This is a genomic window from Thalassobaculum sp., assembly GCF_040219215.1.
Classification (GTDB): Bacteria; Pseudomonadota; Alphaproteobacteria; order Thalassobaculales; family Thalassobaculaceae; genus Thalassobaculum_A.
The window spans coordinates 173,139-192,070 of record NZ_JAVJSX010000007.1 but is presented as its reverse complement, the minus strand read 5'-3'; the positions used below and the strand labels follow the sequence as shown (position 1 = coordinate 192,070).

Genomic DNA, 18,932 nt, shown 5'->3' with positions numbered 1-18,932 from the left:
TATGCTATTTTTTGGGCTGATATACTAGACAGACAATAGGACATATCGACAATGAATGTTGCTGCGCTTTGCCTCGGTGTTCTGAGCTTCGGCGACACCAGCGGCTACGGAATCCGCAGGGCCGTGGAGGAGTGGTTTCAGCATTTCGGACAGGCCAGTTTGGGGGCGATCTACCCGGCGCTGGCCAAGTTGACCGCGCGCGGCGCGATCGAGGTGATCGGCGCCCCCGACGCCCCGCTTGAGAAGCGGGATTTCCGGATCACGGAGATCGGCCGGGCCGAGTTGGCGGCCGCTGCGATGGCCACCGACGGTGGCGAAACCATCCGATCGCCGTTCCTGGCGGGGATGTTCTTCGCGCATCTGCTGGAGATGGACGACGTGCGTCGGCTGATGAGCGAGCGGTTGGCCGGATTGCGAGGCGAGCAGCGGCGTTTGCGGGGCTTGCCGGCGGATTCGATGACCGAGGGACAACGCTTCACGATCCGCTATTCGCTGACGGTACTGGCGGCCGCCATCGATTTTCTCGAACACGAAGGCCAAGCGATCGTGACGTCGATCGACCGAAGCACTCGCGTTAGAGATCAATGAGTTATAGAAACACTACCAACTTCGCTACCGCGTGTTCAGGCGGTATGACCGCCTGAACACGCGGTCAATCGCGAAGATCGTCCCAGAGTTCCTTGACCTTGTCGAAGAAGCCGTGGCTCTGCGGGCTCGTGGTGTCGTCGCCCGCCTCTGCCTTGAACTCGGCGAGGAGCTCGCGCTGGCGCTTGGTCAGGTTCATGGGCGTTTCGACCGCGACTTCGACGTACATGTCGCCGCGGGCCGGGCTGCGCAGGACTGACATGCCCTTGCCCTTGAGGCGGAACTGCCGTCCCGACTGGGTGCCCTCCGGAACCGTCAGGCGCGCGCGCGCGCCCTCGATCGTCGGCACCTCGATCTGCCCGCCAAGGGCGGCAACCACCATCGACACCGGAACCCGGCAGTGGATGTCGGCACCCTCCCGCTGAAACAGCGGATGCGCCTCGACCGACAGGAACAGGTACAGGTCGCCTGCAGGCGCGCCGCGCATCCCGGCTTCGCCCTCGCCCGTCAGGCGAATGCGGGTCCCGTCCTCGACGCCCGCCGGAATGTTGACAGACAGGGTCTTTTCCTTGCGCTGCCGTCCGGCGCCGCCACAGGTTCTGCAGGGTTTCTCGATGACCTGGCCGACGCCGCCGCACGCCGGGCAGGTCCGCTCGATGGTAAAGAATCCCTGCTGGGCGCGCACCTTTCCCGCACCGTGGCACGTCGGGCAGCCGATCGGCTTGGAGCCCTTCTCGGCGCCGGAGCCGTTGCAGCTCTCGCACGCGGCCGAGGTTGGGATTCGGATTTCGGTCTGCCGGCCCTGGAACGCATCCTCCAGGCTGATCGTCATGTTGTAGCGCAGGTCCGATCCACGGCCGGCACCGCCGCCGCGCCGGGCGCCACCCATGAACTCGCCGAACATCTCCTCGAAGATGTCGGCAAAACCGCCCCCGCCGAAGCCACCGCCGCCGGGTCGCCCGCCGCTGCCGTTCTCGAACGCGGCATGGCCGAAACGATCATAGGCCGCTTTCTTCTCGTCATCCTTGAGGATGTCGTAGGCCTCGTTCAGCTCCTTGAACTGGCGCTCGGCCTCGTCGTCGCCCGGATTGCGGTCCGGGTGGAACTGCATGGCCAACTTGCGATAGGAGCGCTTCAGATCGTCCTTCGATGCACCGCGGCTAACCCCCAGCACATCATAGTAGTCACGCTTCGACATGGATCATTACCGTGCGAGGAAGGGGCGCGCGCACCCGACCAGCCCGGCCGCTGGTGTGCGGGGACTGGTCGGGGCGGCGGTCATCACGGTGCTTGTCCGCGATCAGGCGGACTTGTTGCGGTCCTGGTCGTCGACTTCTTCGAAGTCGGCGTCCACCACGTCGTCGGCGCTCTTGGCGTCGGCGCCGGGCGTCTGGTCCTCAGAGCCACCCGCCGCGCCGGAGGCCGCCTCGCTCTCCTGCTGGGCCGCCTTGTACATGGCCTCGCCGACCCGCATGGACGACTGCTGCAGGGCGTCGATCTTCGATCGGATGGCCTCTACGTCGTCGCCCTCGAGCGCCGACTTCAACGCGGCAATATCGGTCTCGACCGTCTTGCGATCGGCGTCCGCGACCTTCTCGCCGAACTCCGAGAGGGTCTTTTCGGCGGTGTGCAGGATGTTGTCAGCCTGGTTCCGGACATCGACCAGTTCACGCCGCTTCTTGTCCTCGCCGGCGTTTTCCTCGGCTTCGCGTACCATCCGCTCGATGTCGGCATCGGACAGACCGCCGGACGCCTGGATGCGGACCTGCTGCTCCTTGCCGGTCGCCTTGTCCTTGGCCGTCACGTTGACGATGCCGTTGGCATCGATGTCGAACGACACCTCGACCTGCGGAACGCCGCGCGGTGCGGGCGGGATGCCGACCAGATCGAACTGGCCGAGCATCTTGTTGTCGGCCGCCATCTCGCGCTCACCCTGGAACACCCGGATGGTGACGGCAGTCTGGTTGTCCTCGGCGGTCGAGAACACCTGGCTCTTCTTTGTCGGGATGGTGGTGTTGCGGTCGATCAGCCGGGTGAACACGCCGCCCAGAGTCTCGATGCCCAGCGACAGCGGGGTCACGTCGAGCAGCAGGACGTCCTTGACCTCGCCCTTCAGCACGCCGGCCTGAATGGCGGCACCGGCCGCGACCACTTCGTCGGGGTTCACGCCGCGATGCGGCTCCTTGCCGAAGAAGTTCTTCACGGTCTCCAGGATCTTCGGCATGCGGGTCATGCCGCCGACCATGATGACTTCGTCGATCTCGCCGGCGGAGACACCCGCGTCCTTCAGCGCCGCCTTGCACGGGCCTTCGGTGCGCTTGACCATATCATCGACCAGCGCTTCCAACTTGGAGCGGCTGAGCTTGATGTTCAGGTGCTTCGGGCCGGATTGGTCGGCGGTGATGAACGGCAGGTTCACCTCGGTCTGGATCGAGCTCGACAGCTCGATCTTGGCCTTCTCCGCGGCCTCCTTCAGGCGCTGCAGCGCCAGCTTGTCCTTGCGCAGGTCGATGCCGGCGTCCTTCTTGAACTCATCGGCGAGGTAGTCGATGACCCGCTGGTCAAAATCCTCACCGCCGAGGAAGGTGTCGCCATTGGTCGACTTCACCTCGAACACGCCGTCGCCGATCTCCAGCACCGACACGTCGAAGGTACCGCCGCCAAGGTCATAGACCACGATGGTGCCGGACTGCTTCTTGTCCAGGCCATAGGCCAGGGCGGCGGCCGTCGGCTCGTTGATGATGCGCAGCACCTCGAGTCCGGCGATCTTGCCGGCATCCTTGGTGGCCTGGCGCTGGGCGTCGTTGAAGTACGCCGGCACGGTGATGACGGCCTGGGCGACCTTTTCGCCGAGATATGCCTCGGCGTCTTCCTTCAGCTTCTGAAGGATCATCGCCGAGATCTGCGCCGGGCTGTGCTTGTGGCCGGCAACCTCGACCCACGCGTCGCCGTTGTCGCCGGCAACCACGCTGTAGGGAACGAGCTTGTTGAACTTCTTGGAGGCGTCGTCATCGGCGCGCCGGCCGATCAGGCGCTTGATCGCGAACAGGGTCTTTTCCGGATTGGTGACGGCCTGGCGCTTCGCCGACTGACCGACCAACCGCTCGTCGCCATCGGCGAACGCGACCATGGACGGCGTGGTGCGGGCGCCCTCGGCGTTCTCGATGATCTTCGCGCTCGAGCCGTCCATGACGGCGACGCACGAGTTGGTCGTACCGAGATCAATGCCGATAACTTTGCTCATGAACATACCTCTCTCTTCGGCAGGCGGCGAAGGCCCCGGAGGCACCAACGACCGCCCCCAACTACGGGGGTGACTGGAGTTAGCCGGTATATAGGGGGCGGCGTGACCGGTGCAAGCCGCTTGGACGCCCGATTCGCGACATCACAGGCCAGCACCGGCCCGAAATCACCAAACGGGAAAGCAACCGGCGCTCAGGCGGTGGTATCGACGCGCGGCCGGTCGCCGCCCGGCGCGGCGCCGCCTTTCGCGACGCCGACCATGGCGGCGCGCAGCAGACGGTCGTGCAGGACATAGCCCGGCGCCAACAGCTGTACCACGGTACCAGCCGGCTTGCCGGAGTTCTCGACCTCGAACATCGCCTGATGCAGGTTCGGGTCGAAGCGCTCGCCGAGCGGCTCGATGCGCTTGATGCCGTTCTTCTCGAACGCGTTCAGCAACTCACGCTCGGTCAGCTCCACGCCGACGATCAGGTTCTTCACCGCTTCGTCGGTCGCTTCCTGATCCTTCGGCGCCGCATCCAGGGCGCGGCGAAGGTTGTCGACGGCGTTCAGCAGGTCCTTGGCGAAACCGGCGGCGGCATAGAGCCGCGTCTGCTCCTTGTCGCGCTCGGTACGGCGGCGAACGTTCTCGGACTCCGCAAGCGCCCGCAGCGCCTGGTCACGGTACTGGGCCGCCTGAGCCTCGAGCTCGGCAATGCGAGCGTCGCGCGGGTCGTCAAGCGCGCCGGTCTCGATCGTGCCCTCATCGTCGATGCCCACGTCAAAGGCCGAAGGCTCCTCGTTCGGGTCGGGTTTGCTGGTCTCATTCGACATGCTGGGTGGTCCTCGATAAGCCAACGCCATCCTGGTCGGGCGCTATGTAGGACGCATGGCCCGCGATGAAAAGCGTTCAGTCGAGCAATCGGCCGATCAGCTTGGCCGTGTAGTCGACCATCGGGATGATCCGGGCGTAGTTCATCCGGGTCGGCCCGATCACCCCGATCGCGCCGACGATCATCCGGCGCTGGTCGTGATACGGCGAGATGATCATGGAACAGCCGGTGTGCCGGAACAGCGAGTTCTCCGCGCCGATGAAGATCTGCACGCCGTCGGCAACCCCGGTGGAATCGAGCAGCCGCAGAGTGCTCTCCTTCTCCTCCAGGATCTCGAACAAGGCGCGGACACGCTCCAGGTCCTCGACCGCCGACACGTCGGTCAGCAGCTGTGACTGGCCACGCAGGATCAGGGCGGGCCCTTGCGGACCCTCGCTTCGGACGGCAAGCCCGGCCTGCACCACCCGGCTCGTCAGTTCGTCGAGCTCGGCCTGTCGCTGGGTGATCTCGGTTTCCACCTGACGGCGCAGGTCCTGCAGCATCTGGCCTTTGAGGCGGGAGTTCAGGTAGTTGCTCGCCTCGGTCAGTGCCGATGCCGGCAGTCCCGCCGGCAGCTCCAGGATCCGGTTCTCGACCAGCCCGCCCTCGGTCACCATGACCACCAGTGCACGCTGGTTGCCGAGCGGCACGAACTCGATGTGCTTCAGCGGCGCTTCGGATTTGGGTGAGACGACCAGCCCTGCGCAGCGTGACAGTCCGGCCAGGGTCGACGACGCTTCCTCGAGCATCTCCGCGACCGTGCGTCCTGCCGCGGCGCACTTGCCGTCGATGCTGGCGCGTTCGTCGACGCTCAGGTCGCCGCCGATCTCGAGCAATCCGTCGACGAAGATCCGCAGCCCGGCGTCGGTTGGGAGACGTCCGGCCGAGGTGTGCGGCGCGTACAGCAGGCCCGCTTCTTCCAGATCCGCCATCACGTTGCGAATGGTTGCCGGCGACAGCACCAGACCGAGCCGTCTCGACAACGTCCGCGACCCGACGGCTTCCCCGGTCTCCACATAGGCGTCGACGATGTGCCGGAATATCTCCCGCGATCGTTCGTTCAACTGGCCGACTGCGCCGGCTTGGGTCTCGCTGGATTTTACGCTCATGGCCGGGTGAATCTAGGTAGCCAGCCCGGCCGGGTCAACGCCGTGTCCGGCGGCAGGCTTTGCGTTGCGGGGTGGACGGGTCGATGCCGCGGCGCTAGGTTCCCGGCCCGCCGGTGGTGAGCTCAATTCAGCACCGCCGACCACGGCAGGAGCCGAAAGATGACCAATCCGTTTGCCGGCCGCCCGTCCGGCCGTGCCGTCGATGCATTGCGCGACGTTCGCCTGGAGCCGGGGTTTGCCAAGCACGCCGAAGGTTCGTGCCTGGTACGGTTCGGCGACACCCATGTCCTGTGCACCGCCAGCGTGGAAGACCGGGTCCCGCCGTGGCTGAAGGGCGGCGGCAAGGGCTGGGTCACCGCGGAATACGGCATGTTGCCGCGGTCCACCCACACCCGCACCGATCGGGAAGCGGCGCGCGGCAAGCAGTCCGGCCGGACCCAGGAAATTCAAAGGCTGATCGGCCGGTCGTTGCGCTCGGTTACCGACTTGGTGGCGCTCGGCGAGCGGCAGATCCGGGTCGACTGCGACGTGATCCAGGCCGATGGCGGCACTCGCACCGCGGCCATCACAGGGTCCTGGGTTGCCCTGCATCAGGCGATGTCGACGCTGCTGCGGTTCGGAGCGGTGAAATCGCTTCCCCTGACCGACAAGGTCGCGGCGATCTCGTGCGGACTGTACAAGGGGCAGCCGGTACTCGACCTCGACTATGCCGAGGATTCGAACTGCGAGACCGACGCCAATTTCGTGCTGACGGGTCGCGGCGGCATCGTCGAGATTCAGGCGACGGCCGAGGCCGAGCCGTTCGAGGAAGCGGCGTTTCACGAGTTGCTCCGGCTGGCGCGCAAGGGGGTCACCGAACTGGCGGCTCTCCAGGAGGAGGCGGTGGCGTGACCGGCTCACCGGCTCGCAAGTTTACCGGAAAGACCCTGGTCGTCGCCTCGCACAACCCCGGGAAGGTGCGCGAGATCGGCGAGTTGCTCGGTCCGTTCGGGCTGGACGCCGTCTCGGCCGGCGATCTCGGCTTGCCCGAGCCCGAAGAGACCGGCAACACGTTCATCGCGAACGCCGAGCTGAAGGCACTGGCGGCGGCGCTGGCCGCGGGCAAGCCTGCGCTGGCCGACGATTCCGGGTTCTGCGTCGCGGCGCTCAACGGCGACCCGGGCATCTACTCGGCGCGCTGGGCCGGGTCCTCGAAGGACTTCGGCGTGGCCATGGAAAAGGTCTGGGCGGCGGTCCAGGCCTCCGGCTCCACCGATCGGCGGGCGTGGTTCACCTGCGCGCTGACCCTGGCATGGCCGGATGGGCATGTGGAGACGGTTGAGGGCCAAGTACACGGAACGGCGGTCTGGCCGCCACGCGGCGATCACGGCTTCGGCTATGATCCGATGTTCGTTCCGGAAGGCCACGACAAGACCTTCGGCGAGGCTGATTCGGCTTGGAAGCACTCGGTAAGCCACCGGGCCGAGGCTTTCCGCCAACTGGTGGAGCGGTGTTTCGATGGCGGTCCCGGCTCCTGAACTGACCACGGCCCCGGACGAGCCGATGGGCGTGTACGTCCATTGGCCGTTCTGCCGCTCGAAATGCCCGTACTGCGACTTCAACAGCCATGTTTCCGATGGCGTCGACCATGACCGCTGGCGGCGGGCCCTGGTGCGCGAACTGGAAACCCAGGCGGCCCGGGTCGGCCGACGGCGCGTCGAGAGCGTGTTCTTCGGCGGCGGCACCCCGTCGTTGATGGAGCCGGACACGGTAGCGGCGGTGCTGGACACGGTGCGCCGTTCGTTCCGAATCGCCAACGACCTCGAGGTGACCCTGGAGGCGAACCCGACTTCGGTCGAGGCCGGGCGGCTGGACGGGTTCAGGGACGCCGGGGTCAACCGCGTGTCGCTCGGTGTCCAGGCCCTGGACGATGACGTGCTGCGTTTCCTCGGCCGGACCCACGCGGCGTCGGAGGCCCTGGCGGCGGTGGCCGCGGCGCGCGAGCGGTTCGACCGGGTGAGCTTCGACCTGATCTACGCCCGGCCGGACCAAAGCCCGCACTCCTGGAGGCGCGAGCTTGGCGAGGCGCTGCGGCATGCCGCGGGCCATCTCTCCCTGTATCAACTGACGATCGAGCCAACCACACCGTTCCACTCGCTGCACGCCCGCGGCGCCTTCCGTCTGCCGGACGAGGACACCGCGGCGACGCTCTGGGACGTCACCCAGGAGACGCTCGACGCGGCCGGGCTGCCGGCCTATGAGGTGTCGAATCACGCCCGGCCGGGCCAGGAATGCCGCCACAACGTGGTCTATTGGACCTACCGCGACTATCTCGGGGTCGGCCCCGGGGCTCATGGCCGCCTGTCCGAGGGCGGGCGCAAGATCGCGACCCGAACCCACCGTGCGCCATCAATCTGGCTGGACCGGGTGGAGCGCGGCGGCCACGCGCTGGTCGACGACCAGCCGCTCGATCCCGATGAGGTTCTGGTGGAAGCAACGCTGACCGGGCTGCGTCTCGCCGCGGGGATGCCGAGAACGCGCTGGCAGGCGCTGTTCGAACGCCAACCGGAAGACCTGTTCGATATCAAAACAATCAACCTGCTCGGCAATGGGGGCTTTCTCGAACTGGACGATGCCGGTCTGCGCGCCACCGCCATGGGACGAGCCCGCCTCGATGCGGTCACCGACCGCCTCCTGCGAGGCCGCCAGCCGCTGCGATAGCACGCTCGGACGCCGACAATCAGGCGGCGTTGTCGCGGGCCCAACCGGATGCAATCTTCACGCTCGCTGAGGGAGAACGACCAGAATGGCATCACGCCTGTCGGTGTATTGGCCCGGGCCGGGTCTCGGTGTCGGAGACAACGTCTTTGGCATGAGCGTCGCGAACTTCGGGCTCCTGCGAGCCGTTGCCCGGCACGGTGGGTTTGAGCAGATCGATGTTCTCTCCAACGGCGAGATGACCGACGACGCCCTGGTCGAAGGCCTGCTGGAGGGCGACCACGCCGATACGCGGCTGCGAGCCGGATCGATACTGGACGTCTCGCGTCCGGCCGCGTCCGGGACGCTGTTGCGCGGCACCCCCGATCTCGGCGATCTCGCATGGTTGCGTCATCAACTGGTTGGCGACCGCAGCTACAGTCTGGTCGGACTGGTCCATTCGCTCGCGCCGCCGGCGGTTCGGCAGAACATGGGGGCCGCTTCGGTCGCCCCGATCCAACCGTGGGACGCCATGATCTGCACCTCGCCCAGCGTCCAGCAGGCGCTGGGCTGCATGTTCGATGAGTGGGACGAGTATCTGGCCGAGCGTTTCGGGGGCCGTAAACCGCCCCGGCCGCAGTTGCCGCTTGTGCCGTTGGGGGTTGATCAGGCAGCGATTCAAGCGCTCGCCGACCGGCCGGGCGTTCGGGCGGAGCTCCGTGATGAACTGGGTCTCGCGGCCGATGACATCCTCGTGCTGTGGGTGGGGCGGCTGTCGTTCTTCGAGAAGGCCTTCCCGCAGCCGATGTTCCGCGCCGTCGAGGAGGCCGGGCGCGCCGTCGGCCGCCGTGTTCACTTTGCCCTTGCCGGCTGGTTCCCGACCGGCGCCGATGGCCGCGCTCAGTACGAGCAGGCAGCGCGGGCGCACGCGCCGTCGACCCCGATCCACTTCATCGACGGCAACGACCGGCAGCGCCTGGGTGCCCTGTGGGCCGCGGCCGATGTTTTCCTGTCGCTGGTCGACAACATCCAGGAAACCTTCGGGATCACCCCGATTGAAGCCATGTCGGCCGGCCTGCCGGTGGTGGTGAGCGATTGGGACGGCTACCGCTACACCGTCCGTGACGGCGAGCAGGGTTTCCTGATCCCGACCCTGCTTGGACCACCGGGACAGCTGGGGCGCTCGATGATCGCCCGCCACACGCTGAGGATCGATTCCTACCAGGCCTATGCCGGCTCGGTGGCACAGCACACCGCTGTCCACGTTGGGCGGGCTGCGGGGGCGCTGGCTGCCCTGATCCGCTCGCCCGAGTTGCGCCGCCGGATGGGGGAGGCGGGTCGTGCCCGGGTGAAGGAGGCATTCGACTGGCCGGTGATTGCGGGTCAGGTCAATGAACTGATCGACGACCTGTCGGCGATCCGCGCCCGCGCCGGTGATCCGTCGGGCCGCCGGCGCATCAATCCGCTCAAGGGGGATCCGTTCCAGGACTTCGTCGGATTCGCCACCGAACAGATGTCGGAAGAGACCAGGCTGTCGGTGCGCGCCGGAGTCGGCGCTGCCGAACTGGCGCGCATGGGCACGATCGATCTGGACCGCGCGTTCGCCGCCTGGCGCATGCCCCCGGCGGACTGCCGGGCGATCCTGGCCATGATCGCCGGCGGCGATGCCCTCACGGTCGGCGACGTGGTCGCCCGATTCCCGAAGCCGCGGCGGCACTTCGTAGAGCTGACTATCGTGTGGATGGCCAAGCACGGGCTGATCGACTGGCTGCCGCCTGCCGGCTGACGGCCGAGGGCGTCTCAGTTGAGCAGGGCTTCGAAGCTGCTCGGCGCCGGGTCTTCGATCTCGATACCGCGCGCGGTCAACCGCAGGACTGCAAGACCGCGCTGATTGGTGCCGTCCGGCATCAGCCGGAACAGCCCGTCGACACCGGCAAACCCGCTTACTTGGGTCAGCGATTCCCGGTCGTAGGCCGGGCCGCCCGGCTGGCGACCCATCACCGCGGCAAGCGACACGGCGTCGTAGGCCAGCGAAGCAAGACCGGGCGGCGGGTTGCCGAACACAGAGCGGTACCGCTGCTCGAACGGGCGCCGGATCTGCGGCGACGGTCCGGCGAACCAGCCACCGGCCAGTGCCGGCTCTCGCCCGAGCTCGGGCTCGTTCCACAGCGTGCTGCCGAGATAGCGGACCTTGCTGTTGTCGATGTCGTGATAGGCCATCAATGGAGCGAGATTGCGGATCTCCGCACCGCCGTCCGGCACCAGCACGGCGTCAATGGTCGGGGTGCCGGTCTCGCTGGCCCCGACCCGGCGCGCGAAGCTGGCCACCAGCGGACCGTTGTCGGTGCCACGGCCGGCCGGGTAGCTGTCGGTCGCAATGACCGCACCCCCGGTGCGCGCGACGGCCGCGTTGAGGGCCTGCAGGGCGGCGGAGCCGAACGGGTTGGCCGGCACCAGCGCGCCAAACCGTTGCAGGCCCCTGGCCCGGGCGTACAGGACCACCCGCTCAACCTGCTGGGCCGGCAGCAGGCCGAACACCCACACGCCGTCGCCGGCGACGGAGCGGTCATTGGAGAACGCGACCACTGGCACTCCGGCAGCCCGTGCCAGCGGCGCCACGGCGGACACTTCGGTGGAGAACAGCGGTCCGATGATCATCCTGGCGCCACCGGCGATCGCCTTCTCGCCGGCAGCGGCGGCGCCAGCGGGTGTCGATCCGGTGTCGTGGATCGAGAGCGTGAACGCGTCGTCGGCGATTTCGAACAACGCCAGTTCCGCGGCATCGCGCATGGCAGTGCCGACCCCGGATGCCCGGCCCGTCAGTGGCAGAAGCAGCGCGACGTTGGGCGGGCCGGCCGGCACGGGCGGGGCCGTCGCGGGAAGCGATCGGCCGAGCTCCAACGACCCGGTGGGCGGGGGACCGGCCGGCGTCGACGGAGCGGCTGGCGCGGTCGGTGCTGGACCGGCGGTTTGCGGCGGCGGTACGCTTCCGCCACCACCACACCCGGCGAGCGACAACGCCAGGAACAACACTCCGGCACCGACGGTGACCCGGCAGCGCGATGCAAGACGGAGTGGCGGAAGGCCCATGGATCGTTCTCCGGTGACGGACGCCGACAGTGACGGACGCTAATCGAGCCCGCCGGTCAAGTAAACGCGGTCGCGGTGGCGGGAAAGCGGCGACGGACCCGCTGCCCGACGGGTCGGGCCAACTCAGGCGCCGGCGCTCTGCCGAACGCCGGGGCCTGCGCGCCGAATGGCTGGCCGCGCTGTGGCTGACGCTGCGCGGCTACCGCGTTCTGGCGCGGCGGGTACGCACGCCGGCTGGGGAGGTCGATCTGGTGGTCCGCCGGGGAACAACCGTCATTGCGGTCGAGGTCAAGGCGCGAGCCACGCTGGGGGCGGCCGTCGACTCGGTCTCGTCGCGGCAGCGGCAACGGGTCGCCCTCGGCCTGGAAAGCTTTCTGTCAGGCCGGCCCGAGCTGGCCCGCCTCGACCGTCGGTTCGACCTCGTCGCCATCCAGCCGTGGCGCCTGCCGGTGCATCTCGTCGACATCTGGCGACCTCGACGGTGACGCCGGCGGCCGAACGCACTAGATATAGACCTCACACTGCGTCCCTGATCCTGCGGAGAGTTCCGATGTCGCCTCGCCTAATCGCTACGGTACTCGCTGCCGGTATCCTCGGGCTGAGCGTCGCCGCCTGCACGCCTGTCGGCGTTGCCGTCGGTGCCGGCGCCGCCGGCGCGACCGCCACGCAGAAAGAGAAGGGATTTGCCGCCGCGGTCGACGACACCCGGATCCGCGCCGAGCTGAACGCCCTGTTCTTCCGTACCAACGCCGATCTCTTCCAGCGCGTTTCGTTCACGGTGGAAGAGGGCCGCGTCCTGCTGACCGGCCGGGTGGTCAAGCCGGAGGCGAGGCTCGAGGCGACAAAGCTGACATGGACCGTGCGCGACGTGCGCGAGGTCATCAACGAGATCCAGATCGACGACGAAAGCGGCCTGACCGACAAGGGCCGCGACGCCTGGATCGCGACCAAGCTGCGGGCCCGGCTGCTGGTCGATGACCAAGTGTCGTTCATCAACTACTCGGTCGATGTGGTCAACCAGACCGTCTACATCATGGGCGTGGCCCGATCCGAGGCCGAGTTGCAGCGGGTGCTCGGCACCGCCCGCGACATCACCTATGTCCGGCAGGTCGTGGAGTTCGTGCGGGTCGCCCCGCCGAAGTGAGGCGCCGCGCATGACCCCCGAAGCGGCCGGCGCGCTGCTCGACTCGGTGGCGGCGGCCGGCGACACGCCGCTGGCCATTGCCGAAGCTGCCCTTGCGCTCGCCGTGCTGGACCGTGCCGGCGCCGGAGGTGGGCCCGTTGATCTGATGCCCTGCCGCGCGGCGCTGGTGGCGATCGAGACGGCGGTGGCCGACGCCGAGGCTCGCGGCATCGAGCCGCAGTCGGCGCTGGCGGCCGGGATTGCCGGCCGGCTGGGCTATCGGGGAGACGACGAGACCTATGACGATCTGGCCAATGCCGACCTGATCCAGGTGATCGAGCGGCGGTGCGGCCTGCCGGTGGCGCTCGGCATTCTTTACATTCACGCCGCCCGCCAGCAGGGGCACCTGGCGGCCGGTCTGAACGTGCCGGGGCATTTCCTGATCGGGGTCGAGGTCGCTGGCCACCGTTACGCGCTCGATCCATTCAACGGAGGCGAGCCGATCGAACCCCAGGCGCTGCGGGTCCTGCTGCAGCGGGTCGGCCCAGGCGCCGACAGCGCCCAGGCGGCAATGACGGCGGTGTCCGACCGGGCGGTGCTGCTGCGCCTGCAGAACAACATCAAGCTGCGGCGCCTGCAGTCCGGCGACACCGCGGGCGGCCTGGCCGCGCTGGCCCGGATGCGGCGCATGGCGCCGGAAGCGCCGGAACTGGTCAGCGAGGAGGCCGGCGTGCTGGCGGCATCCGGTTCCATGCGGGCGGCGACCGCCACGCTGCGCGCGTGGCTGGACGCGGGACACGGCGGCGGCGAGGCCAGGGCGGCGCTTCAGTCCCAGCTGGCGAGCATCGGTTCCCGGCTCAACTGACAGAAGTTCCGGTGCGCGACCGCGCATCCCCCTTGCGTCGCGACCGGTCGCGATGGATGGTCGCCCGCTGAACATCCGGCGCAAGCAACGTCAGGGAGACCGCCCATGGCCCTCGAGGTCGCGATCCAGATGGATCCCATCGAGACGGTATCGATCAACGGCGACAGCAGCTTTGCGCTGGCGCTGGAAGCCCAGAAGCGCGGCCACAGGCTGTACCACTACCTTCCGCGACACTTGACCTTCCGCGACCGCAAGGTGACGGCGCGGGTGGCGCCGCTTGAGGTGCGCCGGGTGCAGGGCGACCACTTCACCCTGGGGCCGCGCGAGGCGGTCGACCTGAAGACCATGAACGTGGTGCTGCTGCGCCAGGACCCGCCGTTCGACATGAGCTATATCACCACCACCCATGTGCTGGAGCACATCCACCCCAAGACCCTGGTGGTGAACGACCCGGCCAGCGTGCGCAACGCGCCGGAGAAGCTGTTCGTCACCCATTTCGAAGGGCTGATGCCTCCGACCCTGATCACTCACGATCCCGAGGAGATCAAGGCGTTCCGCGACGAGCACAAGGACATCATCGTCAAGCCGCTGTTCGGTAATGGCGGTGCCGGCGTGTTCCACATCAAGCCGGACGACGAGAACCTGAACTCGCTGCTGGAGCTGTTCACCCAGTTCTACCGCGAGCCGGTGATCGTCCAGCGCTACCTGCCGGAGGTCCGCCAGGGCGACAAGCGGGTGATCCTGGTCGACGGCAAGGGCGTCGGCGCCATCAACCGAATCCCGGCCCAAGGCGAGGCGCGCTCCAACATGCATGTCGGCGGCCGTGCCGTGCAATGCGAGATGACCAAGCGCGACCACGCGATCTGCGAAGCGATCGGCCCGGAGCTCAAGCGGCTAGGCTTGGTGTTCGTCGGCATCGACGTGATCGGCGACTTCCTGACCGAGATCAACGTGACCTCGCCGACCGGCATCCAGGAGCTGTCGCGCTTCGACGGCATCGACGTGGCGGCCATGCTGTGGGACGCGATCGAGGCCAAGCTCTGACGGTCGGCAGCCGAGCCGGTCAGCCGGCTGCGAACATCTCGACCAGATAGGCTTCGAGCGGGCCGTCGGCCGACAGCGTCAGCGTGACGCCGTCCGGCCGGTCGAGGCGCAGCGCGTCGCGATGGCCGAGGTCGACGGAGTCGGACCCGATCACCACGCGGCACGGCGTTTCCGCCAACAACAACGCAACGGTACCCTGGCAACGGGCGGAAACGCTGCGGCTGGCCGACAGGCGCCGGGTGCGGTCGTGGAACCGGCCGCGCCGGACCATGACGTTCAGGTCGGTGATCGGCCCGTCGACCAGGGCGGCCGACACCGCCGCGTCGGCGGGGAAGCCGAACGGCTCGGTGGCCCGCTCCAGCCGCACCGGCCCACCCGCCAATCCCGTCAGAACCAGCCCGGCGCCGTCCAGGATTGACAGGGTGCGGTCGATGCCCGGGAACTCCGAGAACGGCCCGTCGGCCGCCACCACCGCCATGCTGATCCGCCAGTCGAAGGCCTCGATCCCCGCGCCGTCGGGCGACACCGCGACCTCGGTGGTGGATCCACCGCCGTTCTTCCACGGCATGGTCCGGTGGTCGGATGAACGTAGGATTCGCATAGCTGTTGCCCTTGCCGCCGTTGGTCACGCCCCGCCGGTACGGTAGCCCAGAGCCTCGGCGACGTGGATGCGTGTAACGCTGTCGGCGCCGTCAAGGTCCGCGAGGGTGCGGGCCACCCGCAGGACCCGGTGGTAGCCGCGGGCCGACAGTTTCAGGCGTTCGGCGGCGAGGCGCAGCAGGTCGAGGCCGGCGGGGTCGGGCTCGGCCACCGCCGCCAGGATCTCGCCGTCGGCCTCGGCGTTGGTCAGGGTGGTGCCGGCCGGGTCGAGGCGGCGGTAGCGGTCGACCTGCAGCGCGCGGGCCGCCGCGATGCGGCCGGCGACCTCGGCGGTTCCCTCGGCCGGCGGCGGCAGCGACAGGTCAGCGGCCGATACCGCCGGCACCTGCACCGTCAGGTCGAAGCGGTCGAGCAGGGGGCCGGACAGGCGGCTCTGATAGTCCTGGGCGCAGCGCGGCGCCCGCCCGCAGCTGCGCGACGGATCGGCCAGATGGCCGCAACGGCATGGGTTCATGGCGGCGATCAGCTGGAAGCGTGCCGGGTAGGTCACGTGGTGGTTGGCCCGGGCGATCACCGCCTCGCCGGTTTCGATCGGCTGGCGCAGCGCATCAAGCACCGGCCGGGGGAACTCGGCGAGTTCGTCGAGGAACAGCACGCCCCGATGGGCCAGCGACACCTCGCCCGGCTTGGCCCGGCTGCCGCCGCCGATCAGCGCCGGCATCGAGCTGGAGTGATGTGGTGTGCGGAACGGCCGGGCGCGGTCGATTCGGCCACCCTTCAGCTCGCCGGCGATCGATCGAATCATCGAGGTTTCCAGCGCCTCGGCCGGGGTGAGAGCGGGCAGCAGTCCCGGCAGGCGCGCCGCCATCATCGACTTACCGGCACCGGGCGGGCCGATCATCAGCAGCGAGTGCGATCCGGCAGCCGCCACCTCCAGGGCGCGTTTGCTGGTCTCCTGACCCTTGATGTCGCGCAGGTCGGGATAGCGCGGTTCCGGCCCGGCGTTGGCGCGCGGCGGTTCCGGCAGGACCTGGATGCCGCGCAGGTGGTTCAGCAGCGACAACAGGTCCGGGGCGGCGATGATCTCCAGCGCGTCGGCCCAACGCGCTTCCGGCCCGTTGGCTTCCGGGCAGATCAGCCCGCGGCGCCCGGCGCCGACGGCCGCGATCGCCGCCGGCAGCACGCCGGCCACCGGGGTGATGCGCCCGTCCAGCGCCAGCTCGCCCATGACCACCCGGTCCACCAGATCCTCGACCGACAGCGCGCCGAGGGCCAGCAGGATGGCAAGCGCGATGGCGAGGTCGAAGTGGCTGCCTTCCTTCGGGAGGTCGGCCGGCGCCAGGTTGACCACGATGCGCTTCTGCGGGATTGCCAGGCCGAGGGCCGACAGGGCGGCGTGTACCCGCTCACGGCTTTCGCCGACCGCCTTGTCGGGCAGGCCGACCACGTAGATGCCGGGCCAGCCGCCGCCGCCGACATGCACCTGGACGTCGACTTCCAAGGTCTCGATGCCGCGGAACGCGACGGTGGCCACGCGGGCGGGCATCCCCACCTCCCTGCCGGTGAACGGTACGGCGGCTATGGGCGGCGGTGGGAAGGAATTCGGCGCATCGCATCACGCACGCGGTCGATTCAGAGGGAAGGTATTTCCACAAGATCATGGAGTTACGAGGCGTTCCTCATGTTCAGCGAAAGCATCCAAAACGGCCAAAGTTTAAGTCGAATCTGAGGAAGTCCATTAAAGTTAATTCAATCAATATGATACAGAATATATTTAAACTGATACTAAACTTTAATAGAAAGACGATTCACACCCTAAATGGATTTACGTAAAGTATACGAAAAACACAGTATTTTGTTGAAATATAAGAGTATTCTGATTCAAGATCGGCGCGACGGCGGCCAATCTACTCGGCGGCGCTCGACACCGACGGCGCCAGACCCGCCACGCCCTCCAGCGAGCAGTCGCGGAGGTCCGCGCCCGCCAGGCTGGCATGGGTGAGGTCGGCGCGGTCCAGGACGGCTCCGCACAGGATGGCGCCCGAGAAATCGGCCTTGTCGGCCCTGGCTCCGGCAAGCGAGGCGCCGGTCAGATCGGCCGGCCACTCCCGCAGCACATCCAGGGTGGCCGGGTTCAGGATCTGCATCGGCGTCAGCCGGGCATGGGTTAGCGTCGCTCCGTCCAGGCGGGCGGCCTTCAGGCGGGCGCCGCGCAGATCGCTGCGCGCCAGATCAGCCCGCTCCAGCGTGGCTTCCGACAGGTCGGCGAACCGGAACGAGCACTGCTTGAGGATTGCGTCGTCAAGCTTGGCTCCGGAGAAGTCGGCGGCCGAGAGGTCCGCGCCGGACAGGTCGATGCCCGAGAGATCCAGCCCCTTGAACGAGGCGCGCGCGCCCTTCTTGCCGCCCGAACTGATCCAGGCGAAATGCTCGACCACCTTCTGCTGGATGTCGGGGGCAGCGTTCTCCAGCCCGGTGGCAATCATGCAGGATGTCAGGTCGGCGCCGGACAGGTCGGCGCCGTCGAGGTTGCACGACCGCAGGTCGGACCCGGTCAGGTCGGTGTCGGTCAGCACCGCGTCGGCGAAGTTGACGCCGCGCAGGTTCGAGCCACGCAGGTCGGAACCCTTGAACGAACTCCTCGACAGGTCGGCACGGCTCAGGTTGACGTTGCGCAGCATGGCGGACTGAAACGCCGTGCCGACCGCGATGATGGCGGACATGTTGGCGCCGGACAGGTTGGTCCGCACGAACTGGGCGTTCGACACGTCCGCCTTGTGCAGATTGGCCGACTGCTCGATCGTCCGGTTCATGTCGACGATCTTGGCTGGGCGCAGGTCGGCGTCGGTAAGGTCGGCGGCCATCAGCTTGGCGCCCTTGAGGTTGGCTCCGCGCAGATTGGCGCCCATCAGCTTGGCACCCGCGAAGTCGACCTGCTCCAGCCGGGCGGTCGAGAACTGGGCGCGCTCAAGGTGCCCGCCGGCGAACACGGAACCGCGCAGGTCGGCGCCGGCGAACAGCGCCTGCCGCAGGTCGACGGCCGCCAGCATGGTGCCGCGCAGGATCTTGTGTCGGAAATCGGCCTGCTGGCCCCCGGTGTACTCCTTGAGGTACAGGCCGTGGCGGCGCACAGCCTCGGCCACGTCCCAGTCGAGATCCTGAGCTGGTTTCATCGCGTCCCCACCCGCGCGTTTTGCGCGTCCCGTGTCACCCGCCACATGTTGTGTCGCGGGTCTCCGGCAGCCACGACCAGTGGCGATCGTGGCCAATCCATACGTGAGTATGTGGACAAATATCTAAAACGTCAATGATATCAAAGGTTTGTGGGATTTGCCTAAAATATCATCAGCATTTGGCCGGGCCGGGATGGACGATTTATCGATCGGCCGGCTTGATCATCCGGCCGAGATTGGTGCCGGCGAAGATGTGCACGTGGAAGTGCGGAACCTCCTGGTGCGCGTCGCGGCCGTGGTTCGCCAGGATCCGGTAGCCGGGCTCGTCCGCCCCCAGATCCTTCGCCACCTTGCCGACCGCGCGGAAGAATCCGAGAACCTCGGCGTCGCTGGCCTTGGCGGAGAAGTCGGCGAACGAGACGTAGGCACCCTTGGGGATCACCAGCACGTGGGTCGGGGTCTGCGGGTTGATGTCGTGAAAGGCCAGCGCGTACTCGTCCTCATAGGCGGTCTTGTTGGGAATCTCGCCGCGCAGGATCCGGGCGAAGATGTTGTTCGGATCATAGGTCATGG

At 67.7% G+C, this 18,932-nt stretch carries 18 protein-coding genes; 9 read left to right on the top strand and 9 right to left on the bottom strand.

The features are described 5' to 3' along the window. Positions 1-51: 51 nt before the first annotated feature. Positions 52-588 (top strand): PadR family transcriptional regulator, encoded by a 537-nt coding sequence (locus RIC54_RS04470; RefSeq protein ID WP_350098338.1) that lies wholly within the window; start codon positions 52-54, stop codon positions 586-588. 64 nt (positions 589-652) lie between these two features. On the opposite strand, the gene dnaJ is transcribed toward RIC54_RS04470, so the two are convergent. The 4 genes from dnaJ to hrcA all read right to left on the bottom strand — a co-directional run bounded on the left by dnaJ (position 653) and on the right by hrcA (position 5,788). Further along, the gene (gene dnaJ, locus RIC54_RS04465; protein ID WP_350098337.1) at positions 653-1,783 is read right to left on the bottom strand and encodes a molecular chaperone DnaJ; all 1,131 of its coding nucleotides are present in this window, start codon (positions 1,781-1,783) and stop codon (positions 653-655) included. A 102-nt stretch (positions 1,784-1,885) separates the two neighbouring features. Continuing rightward, on the bottom strand, positions 1,886-3,829 hold the full coding sequence (gene dnaK / locus RIC54_RS04460; RefSeq protein ID WP_350150588.1) for a molecular chaperone DnaK: 1,944 nt from the start codon (positions 3,827-3,829) through the stop codon (positions 1,886-1,888). 191 nt (positions 3,830-4,020) lie between these two features. Further along, complete coding sequence (gene grpE, locus RIC54_RS04455) at positions 4,021-4,641, bottom strand: nucleotide exchange factor GrpE (protein WP_350098335.1); 621 nt, start codon at positions 4,639-4,641, stop codon at positions 4,021-4,023. A gap of 76 nt (positions 4,642-4,717) precedes the next feature. Next, positions 4,718-5,788 (bottom strand): heat-inducible transcriptional repressor HrcA, encoded by a 1,071-nt coding sequence (hrcA, locus tag RIC54_RS04450; RefSeq protein WP_350098334.1) that lies wholly within the window; start codon positions 5,786-5,788, stop codon positions 4,718-4,720. Positions 5,789-5,947: 159 nt separating this feature from the next. Between hrcA and rph the strand changes: the two genes are divergently transcribed. The 4 genes from rph (at position 5,948) to RIC54_RS04430 (ending at position 10,250) form a co-directional block, all read left to right on the top strand. Then, entirely contained in the window at positions 5,948-6,679 is a 732-nt protein-coding gene (rph, locus tag RIC54_RS04445; protein WP_350098333.1) for a ribonuclease PH, read from the top strand. Continuing rightward, entirely contained in the window at positions 6,676-7,305 is a 630-nt protein-coding gene (gene rdgB / locus RIC54_RS04440) for an RdgB/HAM1 family non-canonical purine NTP pyrophosphatase (protein ID WP_350098332.1), read from the top strand. The genes rph and rdgB overlap by 4 nt, the downstream gene beginning before the upstream one ends. Next, positions 7,286-8,488, top strand: coding sequence for a radical SAM family heme chaperone HemW (hemW, locus tag RIC54_RS04435; RefSeq protein ID WP_350098331.1), 1,203 nt, complete (start codon positions 7,286-7,288; stop codon positions 8,486-8,488). Before rdgB ends, hemW begins: the two co-directional genes overlap by 20 nt. Positions 8,489-8,573: 85 nt before the next feature. Continuing rightward, positions 8,574-10,250, top strand: a complete 1,677-nt coding sequence (locus tag RIC54_RS04430; protein WP_350098330.1) for a glycosyltransferase family 4 protein — start codon at positions 8,574-8,576, stop codon at positions 10,248-10,250. A gap of 14 nt (positions 10,251-10,264) precedes the next feature. Here RIC54_RS04430 and RIC54_RS04425 read toward each other — a convergent pair whose 3' ends face one another. Further along, complete coding sequence (locus tag RIC54_RS04425) at positions 10,265-11,554, bottom strand: penicillin-binding protein activator (RefSeq protein WP_350098329.1); 1,290 nt, start codon at positions 11,552-11,554, stop codon at positions 10,265-10,267. Between the two features lie 101 nt (positions 11,555-11,655). On the opposite strand from RIC54_RS04425, the gene RIC54_RS04420 reads away from it, so the two are divergent. The 4 genes from RIC54_RS04420 (at position 11,656) to gshB (ending at position 14,586) form a co-directional block, all read left to right on the top strand. Next, positions 11,656-12,039: a YraN family protein gene (locus tag RIC54_RS04420; protein ID WP_350098409.1), complete on the top strand. Its 384-nt coding sequence runs from the start codon at positions 11,656-11,658 to the stop codon at positions 12,037-12,039. A gap of 65 nt (positions 12,040-12,104) precedes the next feature. Beyond that, complete coding sequence (locus RIC54_RS04415) at positions 12,105-12,698, top strand: BON domain-containing protein (protein WP_350098328.1); 594 nt, start codon at positions 12,105-12,107, stop codon at positions 12,696-12,698. Between the two features lie 10 nt (positions 12,699-12,708). After that, positions 12,709-13,542: a transglutaminase family protein gene (locus tag RIC54_RS04410; RefSeq protein WP_350098327.1), complete on the top strand. Its 834-nt coding sequence runs from the start codon at positions 12,709-12,711 to the stop codon at positions 13,540-13,542. Between the two features lie 105 nt (positions 13,543-13,647). Further along, positions 13,648-14,586 (top strand): glutathione synthase, encoded by a 939-nt coding sequence (gene gshB / locus RIC54_RS04405; protein WP_350150586.1) that lies wholly within the window; start codon positions 13,648-13,650, stop codon positions 14,584-14,586. 19 nt (positions 14,587-14,605) lie between these two features. Here the strand turns inward: gshB and RIC54_RS04400 are convergent, their stop codons facing one another. The 4 genes from RIC54_RS04400 to RIC54_RS04385 form a co-directional block, all read right to left on the bottom strand. Continuing rightward, a complete protein-coding gene (locus RIC54_RS04400; protein ID WP_350098325.1) occupies positions 14,606-15,187 on the bottom strand; it encodes a HutD/Ves family protein in 582 nt (193 codons plus the stop codon). Between the two features lie 24 nt (positions 15,188-15,211). Further along, the gene (locus RIC54_RS04395) at positions 15,212-16,732 is read right to left on the bottom strand and encodes a YifB family Mg chelatase-like AAA ATPase (RefSeq protein ID WP_350098324.1); all 1,521 of its coding nucleotides are present in this window, start codon (positions 16,730-16,732) and stop codon (positions 15,212-15,214) included. A 361-nt stretch (positions 16,733-17,093) separates the two neighbouring features. Further along, the gene (locus tag RIC54_RS04390; RefSeq protein ID WP_350098323.1) at positions 17,094-18,359 is read right to left on the bottom strand and encodes a pentapeptide repeat-containing protein; all 1,266 of its coding nucleotides are present in this window, start codon (positions 18,357-18,359) and stop codon (positions 17,094-17,096) included. A 202-nt stretch (positions 18,360-18,561) separates the two neighbouring features. After that, positions 18,562-18,930 carry a histidine triad nucleotide-binding protein gene (locus RIC54_RS04385; RefSeq protein WP_350098322.1) on the bottom strand — a complete coding sequence of 123 codons (369 nt, stop codon included), beginning with the start codon at positions 18,928-18,930 and terminating at the stop codon, positions 18,562-18,564. Positions 18,931-18,932: the final 2 nt, after the last annotated feature.